The sequence below is a fragment of the Seohaeicola sp. genome (genome assembly GCF_048006315.1).
Classification (GTDB): Bacteria; Pseudomonadota; Alphaproteobacteria; order Rhodobacterales; family Rhodobacteraceae; genus Seohaeicola.
The window spans coordinates 2,709,244-2,729,124 of the sequence record NZ_CP180350.1 but is presented as its reverse complement, the minus strand read 5'-3'; the positions used below and the strand labels follow the sequence as shown (position 1 = coordinate 2,729,124).

Sequence of the window (19,881 nt, the reverse complement as noted above, 5' to 3'; positions counted from 1 at the left end):
GAAAAGCGCCACACCCCGGCGCTGCGATCACGAGAGGGCGGCCACGAAATCGTCGTAGCCGAAATCCCGCACCAGCCGCTCGGTGCCATCCAGTTCGCGGATGGCAATGGCGGGCATCTTGACGCCGTTGAACCAGTTCTTCTTGACCATCGTGTAACCGGCGGCGTCCTGAATGCTGATGCGGTCGCCCGCTTTCAGCGGCTGCGGGAAACGGAATTCGCCGAAGATGTCACCGGCCAGGCAGGACTTGCCGCAAATCATCCATTCCTCGGGGCCCTCGTTCGGGGCGACCTTGGCGCTTTCGCGGTAGATCAGCAGATCCAGCATATGCGCCTCGATCGAGCTGTCGACGATCGCCAGGTTCTTGCCGTTGTAGAGCGTGTCCAGAACGGTCAGTTCCAGCGTGGTCGATTTGGTGATCGCCGCCTCGCCGGGTTCCAGATAGACCTGCACCTCGTTCTGGCCCGCGAACTGCTTGAGGCGTTCGGCCAGACGGTCCAGCGGATAGCCTTCGCCGGTGAAATGGATGCCGCCACCAAGGCTGATCCATTCCATCTTGCGGATCAGGTGGCCGAAACGCTGTTCGATACTGCCCAGCATCGCGTCAAAACGGTCGAAATCCGCATTCTCGCAATTGTTGTGGAACATGAAGCCGCTGACCATGTCCAGCACTGGTTCGATCACCGCGGGGTCATGTTCGCCCAGACGGCTGAAGGGGCGCGCGGGATCGGCCAGATCGAAGCTGGAGGTGGACACGCCGGGATTGACGCGCAGACCGCGGACATGGCCGCGGCTGACCTCTTCGAACCGGGTCAACTGTCCGGCGGTGTTGAAGATCACCTTGTCGGAATTGGCCAGAACCTCGTCGATCTCGTGATCGGCCCAGGCCACGGAATAGGCGTGGGTTTCACCGGGGAATTTCTCGCGCCCAAGCTTCAGTTCGAACAGCGAACTTGAGGTGGTGCCGTCCATGTATTCGGACATCATGTCGAAGACCGACCATGTGGCAAAGCACTTCAGCGCAAGCAGCGCCTTGGCACCCGAGGCTTCGCGCAGATGCGCGATCTTTTCCATGTTGGGCAGCAGATGTGCCTTGTCGATCAGGTAGTAAGGCGTGTGCAGCATCGTGCCTTCCCCCAGAATAGCGGCCCAAAGGATCAACGGGCGGGTATCGAAACAGGAAGCGGGTGGATAGGGGCAATCGCCCCGCATATCAAGTGAAATTCTGGTAACAGAAAACCCGGTCGTGACCTTGCGGTCACTCTTCCCCGTCCACCCGGCCGCGCATCGCCTTGACCTCGCCGCGCACTTTCTTGGCCTTGATGCGCCGCTTGACCGATCCGAAGGTGGGTTTGGTCGCAACCCGCCTTTTGGGCGCGACAAGCGCGGCGCGGATCAGATCGGCCAGACGGTCGCGCGCGATCTCGCGGTTGCGGACCTGGCTGCGGGTTTCATCGACCTGCAGGACGATCGCGCCATCCTTGGTCCAGCGCCGCCCGGCCAGCCGCCGCAGCCGTGTCTTGACCGGCCCCGGAAGATGGGGCGAGCGTTCCGCCTCGAAGCGCAACTCGACCGCCGAGGACACCTTGTTGACGTTCTGCCCGCCGGGACCACTGGCGCGGATGAACTGTTCGGTCAGTTCCCAATCCTCGATCGCGATGTCGTCGTTGATCCGCAGCATGCCGGCCTGTCCTGTCGAATGATCCGCCCGACCATAGCGCGGACGGTGGGCAAACAGAAAGGGCCACCCTTGCGGATGGCCCTCTGAGATTTACGGAGGTGGGGCCGGTTAGGCTCTCACCAATTCGGATGTTGCATCCCCAAGGGCTGCCTCAGGACTGCGCCCCCCGAACTGTTCCGACACCTCTCTCCAATATCCCGTTAGACACTAGAGCACCTCCTTTCAATTGTTTCGCCTGAGGTCAGGTTGCCACAATTTCGGAGGATGTCAAAACAAAATCATGTGGTGCGCGGTGCAAGCGCCCCCACGATGATGCGGAAGGGCACAAGTGCCGCCAAAGCGAGCAAAAGCTTGACGCCCCAGTCGGCCACGGCCAGCGACACCCAGAGCGGGGCCATGGGGCCGACCCCCAGAAGGGGAAGAACCTCACCCGCCCAGGACACGTCATTGGCCGGCTCGATGAAGGACAGGCTGGCCGAAAAGGCGATGGTGAAGAAGATCGCCGTATCCACCGAAGAGCCGATCAGCGTCGAGGCCAGCGGCGCGCGCCACCAGCGGCCCTCGCGAAGGCGGTCGAAAATCGCCACGTCCAGAAGCTGCGCGGTGAGGAAGGCCAGGCCCGAGCCGATGGCGATGCGCAGCGTGACCAGCGGGCCGAATTCGCCCATGATCTGCGTGCCGATCAGCGAGCAGATGACGCCCACGATGAAACCGACAAAGACCACGCGACGGGCCGGGCCCACGCCATAGACGCGGTTCATCACATCGGTGACAAGAAAGGCAAGCGGATAGGTGAAAGCCCCCCAGGTCAGCCATTGACCGAAGAGGAATTGCACAAGGATGTTCGAGGCCACGACGATGGCGGCCATGGCAAGAATGCCGGGAAGATGGGTGCGGTTCATGTGTGTGCCCGTTTTGACAAGGTTGCGGCGACTTGGCCCCGTGCGGGGCAATGAGATCGAAGGCCGCCGTTTACTGCCTGTCCGACGCGCTGGCAAGAGGGGGCGTGACGGCATATTCGACAAGTTCCGTCCGCTGGAAGAATTTGAAATTGTCATCGGCGATCATGGTCAGCCGGATACGCCCCTGCCCGTCCATCCAGACAGAGATCCCTTCGAGGTTGTCGTGCTGTCGGGTGCGGGTCTGGAACAGGACCTCTTCTGCGCGCACCTGGTCCCCGGCGATGTCGAAGCGGCGCACCCGGCTGCGAAAGCCCGGCCCGGTCAAGGCCCGCTCCAGCAGGTATAACCAGCCATCGGGCCCAAAATCCGCGCCGACCGGCAGAAACCCCGCACTGCGGGGCAGGCTGAAGGGAATGTCCCAGCCCTGCCCGTCGAAGCGGTAGACCGGAAAGGGCCGGTCCAGCGCGCCCGAGCGTTCGGGCAGCGTGAAAAGATGCCCGCGCGCGTCGATGGCCAAGGCTTCGAGCGAGGAGTTCATCTGCATGTTCGCGAAATCGGGATGCCCGGTCACCCGTTGCGCGGGCTGATCGGGGGCGGTGTAGCGGCGTATGCGGTGCTGGCCTTCGAATGAGACGTAGAAGCCCCCCTGCGGCGCAACGGCCAGCCCTTCGGAATCCGACGCCCGCTTGCCCAGGATCGCACCTTCCACATCACGCAGCGCGACAAGAGGGCCCGCATCGACCTTTTGCAGACGCCCTGCCGCATCGCGGATCAACTGCCCCTCAAGCAGATGCCCCTTGTCGGTCAGCGCGATGAACCGCGCGCCCGCATCATCCAGTTCGATGGCCGAGAACCCGCCAAAGGCGGGATCATCGATCTTCCAGCGATAACTGCCCAGATAGGTCACGCCGCCCATCTGGCCTGCGTCGCTGGCCAGACCAAGGCCAAGGCCCAGCGCGCCAAGGGCCACCAGCGCCAACAGGCCCTTGCGCAGGCCTGAGCCTGATTTTGGTTTTCGGAACAAGCGCAAGTCCTGGGCTACGTGTCTTAGCGCGCGCGCAACACGGCAGCGCATTGATCGGGCAGATCGGCCAGGGTCAGATCACGGCGCGGCTTGGGTTTGGGTGCGTTCGGATCACGTGGCTTGGGCGGCGGCGGGTTGAGGATGTTGTTGACCCATCCCTGCGCCTCGTCACAGCCGTCACCGGGTGGCGGCATGTCCTGATCCAGACAGCCGCGCGCACCGCGCGGGCAGTTCAGGCGCACATGGAAATGGTAGTGATGCCCATACCATGGCCGGATCTTGCGCAGATAGGCACGATCGCCGCGTTCGTCCTTGCACATCTGCACCTTGGCGCCCGGAAAGACAAAGATCCGCGCCACGCGTGGATCGGATGCCGCGGCCTTGATGACCTCGTGATGCTGGCGGGTCCAGCTGGAATTGACATAGGCCCCTTCCGCCCGACGCAGCGAGATCGACGAGATATTCTCGCGCTCGTTGCGGGACAGGTTGAGGCGCTGGGGCGGCAACATCCAGATATCGGCATCCAGCCCGATCTGGTGGCTGGCATGCCCGGTCAGCATCGGACCACCGCGCGGCTGGCTGATGTCGCCGATATAAAGGCCGCTCCAGCCGGGCTGGCGCGCGGCCTGCGCCGATAGATCCTTGAGAAAGGCAATGGTGTCGGGATGGCCCCAGTTGCGGTTGCGCGACAGGCGCATGGCCTGCCATGTGGACCCGGTTTCCGGCAATTCGACGGCGCCCGCGATGCAGCCCTTGGCATAGCCGCCAAATGGCGCGGGCTGCGCGGCGGCGGGGGTGCGTTGCGCTCCGAAGAGTTGCTTGGCCGCCTGTGCGCCTGCTGCATCCGCCAGCGCCATACTCAGAAAAAGGGCAATCGTCAGTGTCAGGTAGCGCGCGCGGCCCATGCCTTTCCATCTCCATCCGGTTTGACCCAGCCTAGCAAGAACAGGCCCAGAAGGAAAAGCACGATCAGCGGGGTTACGCCCAACTGCTGGCTTTGCGTGACCGCCGTCATGATGCCGATGGACAGAGGTGCAATAAACGACGTGGCCTTGCCCGCCAGCGCATAGAGGCCGAAGGCTTCGGTCATGCGGTCGGGATTGGCCTGGCGGACCATCATGGTGCGGCTGGCCGCCTGGATCACGCCACCCGCCGCGCCGATCAGCGCGCCAAGGACATAGAAGGTGATGTCAGGCAACTTCGAGGCCGCATCGACCGGCATGCCGTAGACGCTGTCGCGCGAGACGAAGACGATGGAAATGGCCACGAAGGTCAGCACCAGGATGCAGGCGCGGATCACGCGCATCGGACCGAAACGGTCATCCGCCTTGCCGCCGATCCAGGCGAAGACGGTGCCCGAGATGATTGCGACGATCCCGAAGACGCCGGTATCCACCACCGACCATTCCAGAACGCCCGCCGCATAGATGCCGCCGAAGACATACATCCCGTTCAGCGCATCGCGGTAGAACATGGACGAGGCCAGATAGGCAAAAAGCGAAGGCGACTGCGGCAGCGCGCGCACGGTGCCGACCACCTCGCGCAGGGCGCGGGCCACCGCGCCAGGGGCTGCGCGCACCGGCTTGGGATCGCGCACCCACAGGAAGAAGGGGATCATGAAGACGATGTACCAGATCGCGGTCAACGGACCCACGGCGCGGGTGCCCTCACGCTGGCTGGCATCAAGGCCCAGGATCGGATCGATCCCGATGAAGGTCTTGCCGGTCGTGGCGCTTTCCGCCAGCAGCGCCAGCATGATGATCAGCGTGACCATCCCGCCCAGATAGCCGAAGGCCCAGCCATTGCCCGAAATGCGCCCGATCTGATCGCGCGGGCCAAGGTCGGGCAGCATCGAGTTGGTGAAGATCGTCGCGAACTCCATCCCGATCATGCCGATGGCGAAGAAGATCAGCGTCAGCACAAGGTTGAAATCATCAGGCGCCGCCCACCACAGTCCGAAGGCGCCGAAGACATACATGACCGAGAAAAGCCAGATATAGCGCATCCGGTTACCCGATGTGTCGGCCAGCGCGCCAAGGAATGGTGCCAGAACCGCGATCACGAAACCCGCGGCACCGATGCCGAACCCCCATGCCGATTGCGCGGCGGTGCCGTCGCCCATGAGTTCCTTGACATAGGGCGCGAAGATGAAGGTGATCAGAAGCGTGTTGTAAGGCTGGCTGGCCCAGTCGAAGAAAAACCAGCCCCAGATGCGTCGCCGCATTGAAATCGCCGTCATGCTGTCCCCCGGTCGGCCCATCGGGCGGGCCATTGAGCCGGATAAGACAAGCAAATCATGACAGTGGCAAGTCAATCCTCGCCCGTGGCGGTCATCCTTTGGCAGGAAGATCCTGCATGGGTGGCCAGGGGCGCAGGTCCTCGGCTGCCACCCAGGCCGCGATCCACTCGGGCATCGGCGGCGATGCCGCGTCCCCCGTAATGGCGCGCGCGGCCTGTCCGGGCGCGACGATCCCGTTCCGGTCCGTCAGGGCCGCGCGATAGACGATGTGATTGGCGCATTCGCCATCGGCCTTCCACATCGACTGCTCGAGATAGATGAAACGCGCATCCCAGCACAGGGCGCGGGACCGCATCTCGACCACTTCGAACATGCGGATGCGACGCCGATACCGCACGATGGCCCCTGCCATGGTCAGGCCCCAGCCATTGCGCTTCATCGCGCCGATCAGGCCCGCCCGCTTGGCCAGCGGCAACCGCCCAAGGTCATAAAGCGTCAAGGTGCGGCCGTTGTTCAGCTCCATCCACAGATCGATGTCCCAGGGCAGGCACATGTGACGCGAGACATGGGTGCCGGTCAGCGGCAGCGCGGGCGCGCGGCGAAAGCGGATGAATTCGGCGACAAGGCGTATGACAGGATACATGGCGGCCTCTTGATTGCGATCCGTTACTTGAGGAGCGGGGGCGTCGCGTCAAGCCGAACGTGGGGGCAGGATGGCGCCAGACCTTGCCACCAAGGCGCGACGCGCTTACCTGTGGGGCAGCCCAAACCGAGGACCCGACCGAATGATTGCGCTTTACCAGACCCTTGCCCTCATCCTTGATGTGGTCTTCTTCATCATGCTGGCCCACATCATCATGAGCTGGCTGATCAACTTCCAGGTGCTGAACCTGAACCAGCAGTTCGTCTATCAGCTCTGGACCGGACTGAACCGTGTGCTGGAACCGATCTATACCCCGATCCGCCGCGTGCTGCCCGACACAAGCCCGCTGGATCTGGCACCGCTTGTGGCCTTCATCGCGGTCATTTCGCTGCGCGATTTCATTCTGCCTGCCATCCTGCTGGGCTAAGCACCTCTTTCCACCCCTGAGGCGTCTATCCCCCTCTTGCCCAACAACCCATGGTGTGGGATTAGTCGGGAAAGAGCAGATATAGACAGACCGACAGGGGGTCCCATGCAAAGCGCCGTCCCGCTGCTGCGCGACATCTTCGGCTTTGACGGCTTTCGTCCGGGACAGGCCGAGATCGTGGAGGCCGTGGCCCAGGGGCGCAACGTGCTGGCCATCATGCCCACCGGGGGCGGCAAATCCCTGTGCTTCCAACTGCCCGCGCTGATGCGCGAAGGTGTCACCGTGGTGATCTCGCCCTTGATCGCGCTGATGCGCGACCAGGTCCGCGCCCTGCGCGAGGCAGGCGTCGAGGCGGGCGCGCTGACATCCGGCAACACGCCCGAGGAGACCGACGCCGTCTGGCTGGCGCTGGAGGAAAAGCGCCTCAAGCTGCTTTACATCGCGCCGGAACGGTTGGCGTCACATTCGTCTTTCGGGATGCTGCAACGCGCGGGCGTCAGCCTGATCGCGGTGGACGAGGCGCATTGCGTCAGCCAATGGGGCCATGATTTCCGCCCCGATTACCTGCGCATCGGCGCATTGCGCCGCGCGCTGGATGTGCCGCTGGCAGCCTTCACCGCAACGGCGGATGCAGAAACCCAGGACGAGATCGTCACGCGGTTGTTCGACGGGCAGGCCCCGCAGAAATTCCTGCGCGGTTTCGACCGGCCCAATATCCACCTTGCCTTTGCCGCCAAGGACAATCCGCGCCGCCAGATCCTGTCCTTCGCCGCCGCGCGCAAGGGGCAATCCGGCATCGTCTATTGCGGCACCCGCGCCAAGACCGAAACGCTGGCCCAGGCGCTGCGCGAGGATGGGCATAGCGCCTGCCACTATCACGGCGGCATGGAAGCCGAGGATCGGCGCATCACCGAAACCCGGTTCCAGCAGGAGGACGGGCTGATCGTCGTGGCGACGGTCGCCTTCGGCATGGGGATCGACAAGCCCGACATCCGCTGGGTCGCGCATGCCGACCTGCCCAAGTCGATCGAGGCCTATTACCAGGAGATCGGCCGCGCCGGCCGCGATGGTGCACCAGCCGAAACGCTGACGCTTTATGGCCCCGACGACATCCGCCTGCGCCGCAGCCAGATCGACGAGGGTCTGGCCCCGCCCGACCGACGCATGGCCGATCATGCCCGGTTGAACGCCCTGCTGGGCCTGGCCGAGGCGCTGGAATGCCGTCGCCAGACCTTGCTGCGGTATTTCGGCGAAACGCCCGAGCCCTGCGGCAACTGCGACCTGTGCGACAGCCCTGCCGCGGTGTTTGACGGCACGCTGGCAGTGCGCAAGGCGTTGTCGGCGATCCTGCGGACCGAGGAATGGTTCGGCGCGGGGCACCTGATCGACATCCTGACCGGCAACACGACCGACAAGGTGCGCGAGCGCGGGCATGACGCGCTTCCCACCTTCGGCGTGGGCAAGGATTATTCCCGCCCGCAGTGGCAGGCGATTTTCCGGCAGATGATGGGTCATGACCTGATCCGCCCCGACCCCGAACGCCATGGCGCGCTGCGCATGACGGATGCCGCCCGGCCAATCCTGCGGGATGAGGCGTCGATTACCCTTCGCAGCGATTCCGTGGCCAGGCCCGATCGCCGCCCGGCGGTGAAAACGCTTGTCTCGGACGAGGACGCGCCGCTTCTGTCCGCGCTCAAGGCCAAGCGCCGCGCACTGGCCGAGGCTGCGCGCGTGCCGGCCTATGTGATCTTTACCGACAAGACCCTGATCGAAATGGCCGAAACCCGGCCCGCCACGATGGATGCGATGGCGCGGATCGGCGGCGTGGGTGCCAAGAAGCTGGAAAGCTATGGCGCGACCTTCCTGGAGGTGATCACCGGATCGGTCGAGCAGATGCACCCTGCCCGCCGCAAGATTGCCGGGCGGACCGAGGCTTCGGTTTACGACCGCCTGCTGGCCGCGCAGGCCGATCTGGCGCGCGGCAGCGACGGGGTGAACAAACCGCTGAGTTGCTCTGCCGCCTTGCTGGCCAAGGTCGCGCAACTGCGCCCGCGCGATGCGCGCGAAATGGAAAGGCTGCTGGGCGACAAGCGCGCGGAACGTTTCGGCCCTGCCTTTCTGGACGTGCTGCGTGATGCGGGCTAGATCACGCCCAAAGCTGCTGAAAAGGGGAAATCCATGCTGATCACCGTCTCGCCCGCCAAGAAGCTGGACATGACCGAGGTTGCGGACCTGACCCCGACACGGCCCGATTTCGCGAAGGACGCGGAAAGCCTGGCGACAGTGGCACGCGATCTGACCATCAAGGATCTGCAAAAGCTGATGGGGATCAGCGAAAGCCTTGCACGGCTGAATGCCGAAAGGTTCCGCGATTTCGGCACAATGGAGGAAAAGCCCGCGGCCCTGGCCTTTGCCGGCGATACCTACCAGGGGCTCGAGGCCGGATCGCTGGACGCGGATGAAATGGCCTTTGCCCAGGATCACTTGCGCATCCTGTCGGGTCTTTACGGTGTGCTGCGCCCGCTGGACGCGATCCAGCCCTACCGGCTGGAGATGGGCAGCCGCCTGAAAACGGCGCGGGGCGGTTCGCTTTATGATTACTGGGGCGACCGGATCGCAAAGGCGCTGAATGCGCAGGCCGATGTGCTGGGCACCGACACATTGGTGAATTGCGCCAGCCAGGAATATTTCGGCGCGGTGGACCTGTCCGCACTGAAGCTGCGGGTCATCACGCCCGTGTTTCTTGAGGAAAAGAACGGCGAGGCCAAGATCGTCAGCTTCTACGCCAAGAAGGCGCGCGGCGCGATGGCGCGCTTCATCATCCAGCGCCGCCTGACCAACCCGGACGGCCTGCAGGATTTTGACACCGGCGGCTATGCCTATCGCCCGGACCTGAGCGAGGGTGACCGCTGGGTATTCCTGCGCGACGCGGTCGCGGCGGAAAAAGCCGCCTGAGCAACGCAATCACGCCGAAAGTCCCGCGACATCTTCCAGCATGGTTTGGGGCGGGATAGCCCCTTGCGGGCAATGCGCCAGGATGCGCGCCAACAGATCGGCCTTGCGCAGCGGCTTTGACAGGTAGTCGTCCAGACCTGCGGCAAGGATCGCCTCGCGGTCGCCTTCCATGGCATGGGCCGTCATCGCGATGATGGGAACGCGCGGTGCGCCCCTTGCCTCTTCCCCGGCGCGCAGTCGCGATGTTGCTTCCTTGCCGTCCATTTCAGGCATGGAGATATCCATGAAGACGAGATCCGGCTTGAAGGCGGCAAAAGCCTCGACCGCCTCCTTGCCGTTAGCGGCAAAGCGCAGGTCGATCTGCAGATGTTGAAGCATGCGCGACAGGACCAACTGGTTCGTCCGGTTGTCTTCCGCGGCAAGCACCCGCATCAAGCGCCCCGGAAGGTCATGATCCGGCCCGACATGATCAACTGTCACCGCGGCGGAAGCCGGCTCGACCCCGGACACTGGGACGGTATCGGCAGGTTGCAGGGGCAAGTTGCCCAGCGCCGCGAAAAGCTGCCGGCGCGGCACGGGTTTTTGCAGGATGGCATGCAGCAGCACATGCGCCGGATCCTGTTCGGCAAAGCCCGCGTTGGAGGTGAACAGAAGGATCGGCGCAGCATGGCCCGCGTCACGTATGGCATCGGCCAGTTCCAGCCCGTCCATGTCGGGCATGCTGTGCTCTGTCAGGATCAGATCGAAACCGCCAGGCAGAAGGTCCAACGCCTCCTGGCCGCTGGAACAGGCGACAACGGCAACTCCCAAGGCCTGCATCTGACGCGTCAGCACACTGCGGTTCACCTCGAGCGGATCGACGACAAGCGCACGCGCCACGCCACGCCCCGGCGCAACAGGTTCCGTCGCCGGATCGCCTTGCAGGCTGTCGACCACCGGCAGATCCAGGCGGAAACCGAAGACGCTGCCGCGCCCCACCTGCGAATCCACCCATATCTTGCCGCCCATCAGCCCGATCAGACTTTGCGAGATCGCAAGGCCAAGCCCCGTCCCTTCGAACCGGCGGTTCCGCTCGTCCTCGACCTGGTTGAACTCGCCGAAGACATGTTCGATCTTGTCGGCCGATATACCGATCCCCGTATCCTCGATCAGGACATGTACCTGTCCGGTATCGCTGCCCTCGGCCTGCATCCCCACGACGCGGACCAGCACATGGCCTGACAGGGTGAACTTTACCGCGTTGCCGATGAGATTGGTCAGGACCTGACGAATGCGACCGGGATCGCCCGTGAAGATGGTGGGCATGAAGAGGTCATAGTCGACCAGAAGCTCCAACCCCTTCTGGCGCGCTGCCGGTTGCAGCAGCATGATGACCTCGTGAATGGCGCGTTCCAGATCGAATGGTTCCGGATGCAGGGTCAGTCGTTCCGCTTCGATCTTGGAATAATCGAGAACGTCATTGATGATGACAAGCAGCGCCTCGCCCGAGGTCTTGATGGTGTTGACGTAAAGCCGCTGTTCTTCGGTCAGCCGCGTCTCGCCCAGCAGGTCCGCCATGCCGACGACACCATTCATCGGCGTGCGTATCTCATGGCTCATGTTGGCCAGAAAGGCGGATTTCGCCCTATTGGCGGCTTCGGCCTTTTCGCGGGCGCGGCGCAGATCCTTCTGATAGCGGACGGTTTCGGTGATGTTCAGCGCCAGGCTGACAACATCGCCCCCCTTGCCACGCTGGTCGATCAGCTTGATGTATTCGTTGTTCCACAGACGGATCACCGTGGGTTCCGGCGCGGGCGATTCCCATCGTGCCTGCATCATGGCGCGCCATTCGGCCGGGGCCTGCGTGCCGATATTGACGATCCCCTCTTCGGTCAGAAGTTGCAGGATACGCGGATAGGTCACGCCCGGCCCCACTTCCTCCAGGTCCTCGAAGACCGACAGATAGGCCCGGTTCGCAGCGATCATGCGATTGTCGAGGTCAAAGAAGGCAAACCCGTCCTGGATCGTTTCGATCGAATGCCACAGGCGACGCTCCGCGATCTCGATCTTCTGATGTGCCACGGACAGATCCGACTTCACGCGCCGGTTTTCATCCTGCACGGTCTGCACCCGTGCACGGGTTTCATGGATTTCTTCCGACAGGGCCTGCGCATGGCGACCCAGTTTGCGATTTGCGGCAAAAAGTTCGGCCTGCTTCAGTTCAAGCATGCGCTCTGCGGCAAGCCGGGCACGCCGTTCTTCAGCCAGTTTGTTGGCAAGGCTCATTCCTGGTCTTTCCGTATGCAGAGGCAACAGCCTGGATCATCACGGCACCATCCCGCAACGGGGTGAATTCCCGGTAAACGCAAACCATGCCCTGCGCAGGAATCCTTGCGCCATGCCCCCGCGCCATGCACCATGCCGCAAAAGAGGAGGATCGCCCATGCAACGCATGACAGCCTTGTCTCGCAGCACCGGTTTCGGCCGTTTCCCTGGGCTCTGCCTCGCCTTGGGTCTATCCGTCCTGTTGGCGGCCATGACGCCCCAGGCCCAGGCGCAAGGCCGGGAACAGGGCCTTCTGCCCGACGCGCGCTTCATCGTCACGCAGGACATGGATTTTCCGGGTGGCGATCTTCAACCCCAGTTCGACACCACGCTGGACGCATGCCGCACGATTTGCCTGGCCGATCCGGCGTGCCAGGCATTCACCTTCAACACCCGGTCGAACGCCTGCTTTCCGAAAACCGGGGTCACGACGCGGAGCACCTTTGTCGGAGCAACCTCGGCCGAGTTGCGGCGCACCGATCCCGGCGTGATGCAGAGCTCTGCCGCGCGCGCGGCCGATCTGGCATTCCTGGGTGACGCCACGCTGCAGCGCGCACGCGCCTTTGCGCAGGAGATCGGCTTTCTTCATCCGGCCGGTGCGCTGGACATGGACCAGATCCTGCAGGCAGCGCTCGAGCGCGCCAATGCGGGCGATGCCGGCAATGCCGCGCATTGGATCGGCGCAGCCGCCAGCCTGACGGACCGGTCCGACTTGTGGGTGGAATATGCCCGTCAGCTGGCGCGGATAAACCCCGCCGCCTATGACCAGCAGCGACGCGTGAAAGAGCGCGCGATCAGCGCCGCGATCAACGGCTATCTGCGCAGCGGGAACGCCGCGGCGCAGGCCAGCGCGCTGGAGGTCCTGGCCGAGCGCCTGGAAAATGCCGGGCGCGGGCGTGACATGATCCCGGCCCTGCGTTTGGCCCAAGCCATCGCGCCGCGCGCGGATATCGCCGCAGCGCTGGAAGATGCGGTGGGCAAATACGGCTTCCGCGTCACCGGCAACAGCGTGAACAACGATACCGCAGCCCCGCGCATCTGCATGCAATTCTCGGAGACGCTGATCAAGGCAGGGCAGGATTACACGCCTTTCCTGGGTCTTCCGGATGCAACGCTGTCCGTCGTGGCCGAGGAATCGCAGCTTTGCGTCGACGGTGTGCGGCATGGGGCGCGCTACCGGATCGTGTTGCGCGCGGGCCTGCCCGCCGCCAGCGGCGAGACCTTGCTGCGCGATGTCGAACAGACGCTTTACGTGCGCGACCGCAGCCCCGGCATCGTCTTTCCCGGACGCGCCTATGTGTTGCCCCGCAGTGCCGATGCGGCGCTGCCCGTGCAGACGGTCAACCTTGACCAGATCGACCTGACCCTGCGGCGCGTCAGTGACCGCAATCTGCTGCGCGCCATGCAGGACAACTATTTCGGCGCGACCCTGCCCGAATGGCAGGCCCGCAATTTCGCCACCGATATCGCCGAAGAGGTCTGGACCGGAAGCGGCACGACAAGGAACAGCCTGAATCAGGACATGACGACGCGGCTGCCACTGGGCGATGTGCTGGCCGGGATGCCTGCGGGGATCTATGCTTTGACAGCGCGCATCCCCGGTGGTGATCCCTACGAGGACCCGGGCGCCACGCAATGGTTCGTCCTGTCGGATCTGGGTGTTTCGACCATGCTGGGCAACGATGGGCTGCATGTGATCGTGCGCCGCCTGTCCGATGCGAATGCGCTGGAAGGGGCCGAGGTCAGCCTGCTGAGCAGGGCCAATGCCGTGATCGCGCAGGGGAAGACCGACGCACAGGGGTATCTGCGCTTTGCGCCCGGCCTGACACGGGGTACGGGATCGGCTGCGCCCGCCCTTGTCGTGGTGCGTTACGGAACACTGGGCGGCAGCGGCGGCGAACAGGCCTCGGTGACGGATATCCCCGAGGACATGACTTTTCTGTCGCTGACCGATCCCGCCTTCGATCTGTCGGATCGCGGTGTGCAAGGCCGCCCACCCAGTCCGCCGATCGACGTCTTCCTGGCCATCGACCGGGGCGCCTACCGCGTGGGCGAGGTCATCCATGCGACGGTCCTGGCCCGCGACGACACCGCGTCAGCCATCACAGGGCTGCCGATCACCGCGATCCTGACCCGGCCCGATGGCGTTGAATATGCAAGAACCCTGTCCACGCGGGACACGGCAGGCGGACATGTCTTTGCCTTGCAACTGGGCGATGCCGTGCCACGCGGCACATGGCGTCTGGATATCAAGGCCGATGTGGACGCCGCCCCCCTGTCCAGCCGCACCCTGCTGGTCGAGGATTTTCTGCCCGAACGGATCGATTTCGACCTGGCCCTGCCAGATGGCCAGATCCGCAGTGGCGACACACCGCCCCTGACAGTGCAGGCGCGCTACCTCTTTGGCGCACCCGGTGCCGATCTTGCGGTGGAGGGCGAGGTTCTGCTGCGCGGTACGGACCGGCTTGACGCCTATCCACTCTACCGTTTCGGACGGCATGACGATCCTGTCAGCCCCCGCATCCGGTCGCTTGATCCCGCCCGCACCGATGCCGCCGGTGCGGCAACCCTGCCACTGACCTTGCCCGAGATACAGGCCGCCGGCAGCCCGCTTGAGGCACAGATCACGCTACGGGTCAGCGAGGGCGCAAACCGCCCCGTTGAGCGCCAGTTGCGCCGCGCCCTGACACCCGATGGCCCGATGATCGGTATCCGCCCGCTCTTCGACAACACCCTTCCCGAAGGGGCCGAAGCCGCCTTTCGCGTGATCGGCCTTGCGCCGGACCTGACGCCTGCGCCCTTGGCCGTCCGCTGGACGGTGAACCGGGTCGAGACCCGGTATCAGTGGTATCAGCAGTTCGGTGACTGGCAGTGGGAACCGATCACGACCCGCACCCGCGTCGCCAGTGGCGAGGCGGTCCTTGGGGATGAACCGCTTGCCCTTGCAACCCCGGTCGATTGGGGCCGTCATGAACTGGTGGTAGAAACGCGGGATGGTACATATGCCGCCGCATCCATCGGGTTCGATGCCGGATGGTATGCACCGGCCGATACGGCAACCACCCCCGATCTTCTGAATCTGTCGCTGGACCGCCCCAGCTATCGCAGCGGTGATACCGCCGTACTGCGCATCGTGCCGCGCCAGGCAGGCCTTGCCAGTATCGCGGTCATGTCGAACCGCTTGATCCAGATGCAGACCATCGCGGTGAACGCAGGCGAGAACCTGATCCCGCTGGATGTCACCGACGAGTGGGGGGCCGGTGCCTATGTCAGCGCCACGGTGATCCGGCCCATGGATGTGGCTGCGGGACAGATGCCCGCCCGCGCCCTGGGCCTGGCCCATGCCGGGGTGGATCCGGGTGCGAAACGGCTGACGGTCGGCATCGACGCGCCGCAGGCTGCCGATCCGCGCGGACCGCTGGATGTGGCCGTCACGGTCGCGGGCGTCGCACCGGGCGAAACGGCGCATGTGACGCTGGCGGCGGTGGACCTGGGCATCCTGAACCTGACAGGATTCCAAAGCCCCGATCCGGCGGCCCATTACTTTGGCCAGCGCCGCCTGGGGATGGAGTTGCGCGACCTTTACGGTCGTCTGATCGATGGCATGAATGGCGCGATGGGACAGGTGCGGTCGGGCGGGGACGCCAGCGCGCAGATGCGCCTGCAATCGCCACCGCCAACCGAAGACCTGCTGGCCTTCTTCAGCGGTCCCGTGACCGTGGGCGCGGATGGGCGCGCCATGATCGGGTTCGATCTGCCCGCCTTCAACGGCACCGTGCGGCTGATGGCCGTGGCTTGGTCCGCCAGCGCCGTGGGACAGGCCGAGGCCGACGTGCTGGTGCGCGATCCGGTGGTCGTGACAGCCAGCCTGCCCCGCTTTCTGGCACCCGGCGACGACAGCCGCCTGCTGATGGAGATCACCCATGCCGACGGACCCGCTGGCCGCATGGGCCTGGACATCATCGCCGATGGTCTTCTGCTGGACACCACAAGCATTCCATCGGGCGTGACGCTGGCGGCGGGTGCAAAGCAGAGCCTGTCCATCCCGATCCAGGCCGACATGCCCGGCGATCACAGCCTGCGGATCGCCCTGACCACGCCGGACGGGCGGCAACTGCTGAAAAGCCTGGTTCTGCCGGTGCGGGCCAACGACCCTGAAACATCCGCAACCCTGCGCCTGACGCTCGGCCCTGGCGAGGCGCTTGACCTTGCCCCCTCCAGCCTTGACGGGCTCAGGGCGGGAACCGGGGCGCTGACGCTGACGGCGGGACCGCTTGCGCGCCTCAATGCCCCGGCGCTGCTGGCCATGCTGGACCGCTACCCCTATGGCTGCACCGAACAGATCGCCAGCCAGACCATGCCGCTTGTGGCCATGGGCAGCATGGCGCAGGCCCTGGGTCTGAGCGATCAGGCCGCCATTCGGACCCGTATCGACCAGGGCCTTGACCGTATCCTGACACGCCAGTCGGCGAACGGCGCCTTTGGCCTGTGGCAAGCGGGCTCGGGAGATTTCTGGCTGGATGCCTATGTGACCGACCTTCTGTCGCGCGCCCGCGCGGCGGGCCACCCGCTGCCCGAAAAGGCGTTTGCCGCAGCGCTGGACAACCTGCGCAACCGTATCAACTTTGCCCCGGATTTCGACAGCGGCGGTGAAGACCTTGCCTATGCGCTGATGGTTCTGGCCCGCGAAGGCGCCGCAAACATGGGCGACCTGCGCTACTATGCCGACCAGAAGGCCGAGGCGCTGGCCACCCCGCTTGCGGTGGCGCAATTGGGGGCGGCGCTTGCACTCTATGGTGATCAGACGCGCGCGGACCGGCTTTTTGCGCAGGCCGGGCGCATGATCGCCGCGACCAGCCCCGGCGAGACGCCGATCTGGCGGGCCGATTACGGCAGCGGCCTGCGCGACACCGCAGGTGTTCTGGCCCTGGCGGTCGAAGCGGGCAGTACGGCCGTCGATACCGCCTCGCTCAGCCAGCGCATCGCGGCGGCCAACCGCGCATTTTCGACGCAGGAAGCCACCTGGTCGCTGTTGGCGGCCCATGCCCTTGTGCGCGATCCAGGCGTGAGCGGGCTGGAGGTGAACGGCCTGCCCGTCGCGGGACCGGTGCTGCGGGCCTCTGCCGCCGATCTGGCGCTTGCGCCTCTCAACCTGCGCAATGCCGCATCCGCACCGACAGAAGTGACGCTGACGACCTACGGGGTCCCCGCAGGCGCGACCGAGGCCAGCGGCTATGGCTACAGGATAAGCCGCGAATACTACAGCATGGAGGGTGAGCCGCTTTCGATTGCGGCGGTTCGGGCCGGCACGCGCATGGTTACCGTTCTCACGGTGACACCTGCGGATGACAGCGGCGCGCGGCTGATGATCAACGACGCCCTGCCCGCCGGGTTCGAGATCGACAACCCCAACCTGATGCGCGCAGGCGATATCGCAGCCCTGGACTGGCTGGATCCGGCCTATGCCGAACATGCCGAGTTCCGCACGGACCGTTTCCTTGCGGCGGTGGACTGGCAATCGGATCAGCCTTTCACCCTGGCTTATGTGGTGCGCGCCATATCGCCCGGGGTCTTCCATCATCCCGCGGCCCTGGTCGAGGACATGTATCGTCCCGAATACAGGGCCACGACGGCATCGGGTCGGGTGGTGGTGACGGATTGACGCCATGACGCGGATCTGGCCCTTTGCCCTTGTGGCGCTGCTGCTGATGGCAGCGGCGCTGCGCGACGGTGCGGATGCCTGGATCGATGCGACGGTCCTGCCCACGACCCTGCCTGAAACCTCGGTCGAATTGCGCGACAGGAATGGCGCCTTGCTGCGGGTTTATACGGTAGCGGATGGGCGCTGGCGTCTGGCGGCAGAGCCGGCCTTGGTTGATCCCCAATTTGTCGAGATGCTGCTGGCCTATGAGGACAAGCGGTTCCGCAGCCATGCTGGCGTGGACCCGCTGGCCTTGGTGCGGGCGACGGGACAGGCCATCCGTCATGGGCGGATCGTGTCGGGCGGGTCCACCCTGACCATGCAGGTCGCACGGCTGCTGGAAGAGACGGGCACGGGGGCATGGCCGGGCAAGCTGCGCCAGATGCGGGTCGCGCTTGCGCTGGAGCGACGCCTGACCAAGGATCAGATCCTCGGGCTGTACCTGACGCTTGCCCCCTATGGCGGCAATATCGAAGGGCTGCGTGCCGCCAGCCTGGCCTGGTTCGGCAAGGAACCCGCGCGCCTGACAGCGGCACAGGCCGCGTTGCTGGTGGCCTTGCCGCAATCGCCTGCCGCGCGCCGCCCGGACCGCGCGCCAGAGACCGCGCGCGCTGCCCGCGACCGTGTGCTGGCGCGACTGGCCCGGCAGGGGACGATCACCGCCGAGGCGGCGCAGGCCGCGACAAGCGAACCGGTGCCACTGCGGCGCATCGCCTTTCCCGCTCTGGCCCCGCATCTGACGGACCGCGCAAAAGCGCAGGAACCGACAGCCCTGCGCCACGATCTGACCCTCGATGCAGCGCTGCAACGCAAGCTTGAGGATCTGGCGGCCGATGCCCTGCGCGGATTGGGCGAGCGGTTGTCCATCGCGATCCTTGTCGCCGATCATGAAACCGGCGCGGTCCTTGCCTCGGTCGGATCAGCGGGGCTGGTGGAAGACGCGCGGCAAGGCTTTGTCGACATGACAACCGCGCTCAGGTCACCCGGTTCCACGTTGAAGCCATTGGTCTATGCGCTGGCCTTCGACAGGGGATTGGCCCATCCCGACACCGTGATCGACGACCGACCTGTCGCCTTTGGCAGCTATGCCCCGCAGAATTTTGACGGGCTCTTTCGCGGCGAGGTCCGGGTTGCCGAGGCCCTGCGCCTGTCTCTGAATGTCCCCGTCGTACACCTGACCGAAGCGCTGGGACCTGCCAACCTGATGGCCGCCCTGACCCGCGCCGGGGTCAAGACCGCCTTGCCCGGTGGGCAGCCCGGTCTTGCCGTGGCCCTTGGCGGCGTTGGCGTCACCCTTGAGGGGCTGGTGCAGCTTTACGCGGGGCTTGCCCGTGACGGGCAGGCCCGGCCCCTGCGCTGGCGACAAGGCGATGCCTTGCAGGACAGGCAACGGATCGTCAGCCAATCGGCCGCGTGGCAAGTGGCGCATGTGATGGCGGGAATGCCACCGCCCCCCGGTGCGGCGGGGATGCGGCTGGCCTACAAGACCGGCACGTCCTATGGCCATCGCGACGCCTGGGCGGTGGGCTTTGACGGCGCGCATGTGGTGGGTGTCTGGATCGGACGGCCCGATGGCACGCCGGTGCCCGGGGCCTTTGGCGGCGATCTGGCCGCACCTGTGCTGTTCCAGGCCTTCCAGCGGATCAAGCCGCAGGCGGTTGCCCTGCCGCCACCACCCCCCGAAACCCTGATCCTGCCGAACGCCAGCCTGCCATTGCCCTTGCAGCGCTTCGGCGCGCGCGGCGCGGCACCTGTGGATGCCCCAAGGCTTGCCTTTCCGCCCGACGGCGCGCACCTGCCGCTGGCGGGCCAGGCGCTGACGGTGAAATTGCGCGATGGGGTCCCGCCCTTCACATGGCTGGCGGATGGCGCCCCCGTGATCGTGGGCACCCATCGCCGCGAGGCGGCGCTGGACGGGTTGGGCAAAGGTCATGTGACCCTGTCCGTGATCGACGCGGCAGGCCGCGCCGACCGGGTTCATGTGGTGCTGGAGTAACCCTTGCGG

The 19,881-nt window shown here is 65.1% G+C and carries 13 protein-coding genes; 5 read left to right on the top strand and 8 right to left on the bottom strand.

Annotation, left to right across the window (positions count from 1 at the left end):
• Window positions 1-27: 27 nt before the first annotated feature.
• The 7 genes from ACMUJL_RS13640 to ACMUJL_RS13610 form a co-directional block, all read right to left on the bottom strand.
• Window positions 28-1,122, bottom strand: a complete 1,095-nt coding sequence (locus tag ACMUJL_RS13640) for a carboxynorspermidine decarboxylase (RefSeq protein ID WP_375573895.1) — start codon at window positions 1,120-1,122, stop codon at window positions 28-30.
• Between the two features lie 136 nt (window positions 1,123-1,258).
• Complete coding sequence (gene arfB / locus ACMUJL_RS13635) at window positions 1,259-1,681, bottom strand: alternative ribosome rescue aminoacyl-tRNA hydrolase ArfB (protein WP_068291190.1); 423 nt, start codon at window positions 1,679-1,681, stop codon at window positions 1,259-1,261.
• Window positions 1,682-1,959: 278 nt separating this feature from the next.
• Window positions 1,960-2,583 carry a queuosine precursor transporter gene (locus tag ACMUJL_RS13630; protein ID WP_375573473.1) on the bottom strand — a complete coding sequence of 208 codons (624 nt, stop codon included), beginning with the start codon at window positions 2,581-2,583 and terminating at the stop codon, window positions 1,960-1,962.
• A 70-nt stretch (window positions 2,584-2,653) separates the two neighbouring features.
• Complete coding sequence (locus ACMUJL_RS13625; RefSeq protein ID WP_375573475.1) at window positions 2,654-3,607, bottom strand: esterase-like activity of phytase family protein; 954 nt, start codon at window positions 3,605-3,607, stop codon at window positions 2,654-2,656.
• Between the two features lie 23 nt (window positions 3,608-3,630).
• A complete protein-coding gene (gene mepA, locus ACMUJL_RS13620) occupies window positions 3,631-4,464 on the bottom strand; it encodes a penicillin-insensitive murein endopeptidase (RefSeq protein WP_068291321.1) in 834 nt (277 codons plus the stop codon).
• Between the two features lie 26 nt (window positions 4,465-4,490).
• Entirely contained in the window at window positions 4,491-5,831 is a 1,341-nt protein-coding gene (locus ACMUJL_RS13615; RefSeq protein ID WP_375573477.1) for an MFS transporter, read from the bottom strand.
• 106 nt (window positions 5,832-5,937) lie between these two features.
• A complete protein-coding gene (locus ACMUJL_RS13610) occupies window positions 5,938-6,489 on the bottom strand; it encodes an acyl-CoA thioesterase (RefSeq protein ID WP_068291187.1) in 552 nt (183 codons plus the stop codon).
• A 142-nt stretch (window positions 6,490-6,631) separates the two neighbouring features.
• Between ACMUJL_RS13610 and ACMUJL_RS13605 the strand changes: the two genes are divergently transcribed.
• The 3 genes from ACMUJL_RS13605 to yaaA all read left to right on the top strand — a co-directional run bounded on the left by ACMUJL_RS13605 (window position 6,632) and on the right by yaaA (window position 9,871).
• Complete coding sequence (locus ACMUJL_RS13605) at window positions 6,632-6,916, top strand: YggT family protein (protein ID WP_068291184.1); 285 nt, start codon at window positions 6,632-6,634, stop codon at window positions 6,914-6,916.
• Window positions 6,917-7,021: 105 nt separating this feature from the next.
• Complete coding sequence (gene recQ / locus ACMUJL_RS13600) at window positions 7,022-9,061, top strand: DNA helicase RecQ (RefSeq protein WP_068291182.1); 2,040 nt, start codon at window positions 7,022-7,024, stop codon at window positions 9,059-9,061.
• Between the two features lie 33 nt (window positions 9,062-9,094).
• Entirely contained in the window at window positions 9,095-9,871 is a 777-nt protein-coding gene (gene yaaA / locus ACMUJL_RS13595) for a peroxide stress protein YaaA (protein WP_068291181.1), read from the top strand.
• Window positions 9,872-9,880: 9 nt separating this feature from the next.
• Here yaaA and ACMUJL_RS13590 read toward each other — a convergent pair whose 3' ends face one another.
• Window positions 9,881-12,136: a response regulator gene (locus ACMUJL_RS13590; protein ID WP_068291180.1), complete on the bottom strand. Its 2,256-nt coding sequence runs from the start codon at window positions 12,134-12,136 to the stop codon at window positions 9,881-9,883.
• 157 nt (window positions 12,137-12,293) lie between these two features.
• Here ACMUJL_RS13590 and ACMUJL_RS13585 point away from each other — a divergent pair, with 157 nt between their 5' ends.
• Window positions 12,294-17,837, top strand: a complete 5,544-nt coding sequence (locus tag ACMUJL_RS13585) for an alpha-2-macroglobulin family protein (RefSeq protein WP_375573483.1) — start codon at window positions 12,294-12,296, stop codon at window positions 17,835-17,837.
• A 4-nt stretch (window positions 17,838-17,841) separates the two neighbouring features.
• Complete coding sequence (gene pbpC, locus ACMUJL_RS13580) at window positions 17,842-19,872, top strand: penicillin-binding protein 1C (protein WP_375573485.1); 2,031 nt, start codon at window positions 17,842-17,844, stop codon at window positions 19,870-19,872.
• Window positions 19,873-19,881: the final 9 nt, after the last annotated feature.

Bases quoted from the DNA above. Each gene is read 5' to 3' on its own strand.
- arfB (WP_068291190.1), bottom strand. From the start codon at position 1,681: ATGCTGCGGATCAACGACGACATCGCGATCGAGGATTGGGAACTGACC.
- ACMUJL_RS13630 (WP_375573473.1), bottom strand. From the start codon at position 2,583: ATGAACCGCACCCATCTTCCCGGCATTCTTGCCATGGCCGCCATCGTC.
- mepA (WP_068291321.1), bottom strand. From the start codon at position 4,464: ATGGCGCTGGCGGATGCAGCAGGCGCACAGGCGGCCAAGCAACTCTTC.
- ACMUJL_RS13615 (WP_375573477.1), bottom strand. From the start codon at position 5,831: ATGCGGCGACGCATCTGGGGCTGGTTTTTCTTCGACTGGGCCAGCCAG.
- ACMUJL_RS13610 (WP_068291187.1), bottom strand. From the start codon at position 6,489: ATGTATCCTGTCATACGCCTTGTCGCCGAATTCATCCGCTTTCGCCGC.
- ACMUJL_RS13605 (WP_068291184.1), top strand. From the start codon at position 6,632: ATGATTGCGCTTTACCAGACCCTTGCCCTCATCCTTGATGTGGTCTTC.
- recQ (WP_068291182.1), top strand. From the start codon at position 7,022: ATGCAAAGCGCCGTCCCGCTGCTGCGCGACATCTTCGGCTTTGACGGC.
- yaaA (WP_068291181.1), top strand. From the start codon at position 9,095: ATGCTGATCACCGTCTCGCCCGCCAAGAAGCTGGACATGACCGAGGTT.
- ACMUJL_RS13590 (WP_068291180.1), bottom strand. From the start codon at position 12,136: ATGAGCCTTGCCAACAAACTGGCTGAAGAACGGCGTGCCCGGCTTGCC.
- ACMUJL_RS13585 (WP_375573483.1), top strand. From the start codon at position 12,294: ATGCAACGCATGACAGCCTTGTCTCGCAGCACCGGTTTCGGCCGTTTC.
- pbpC (WP_375573485.1), top strand. From the start codon at position 17,842: ATGACGCGGATCTGGCCCTTTGCCCTTGTGGCGCTGCTGCTGATGGCA.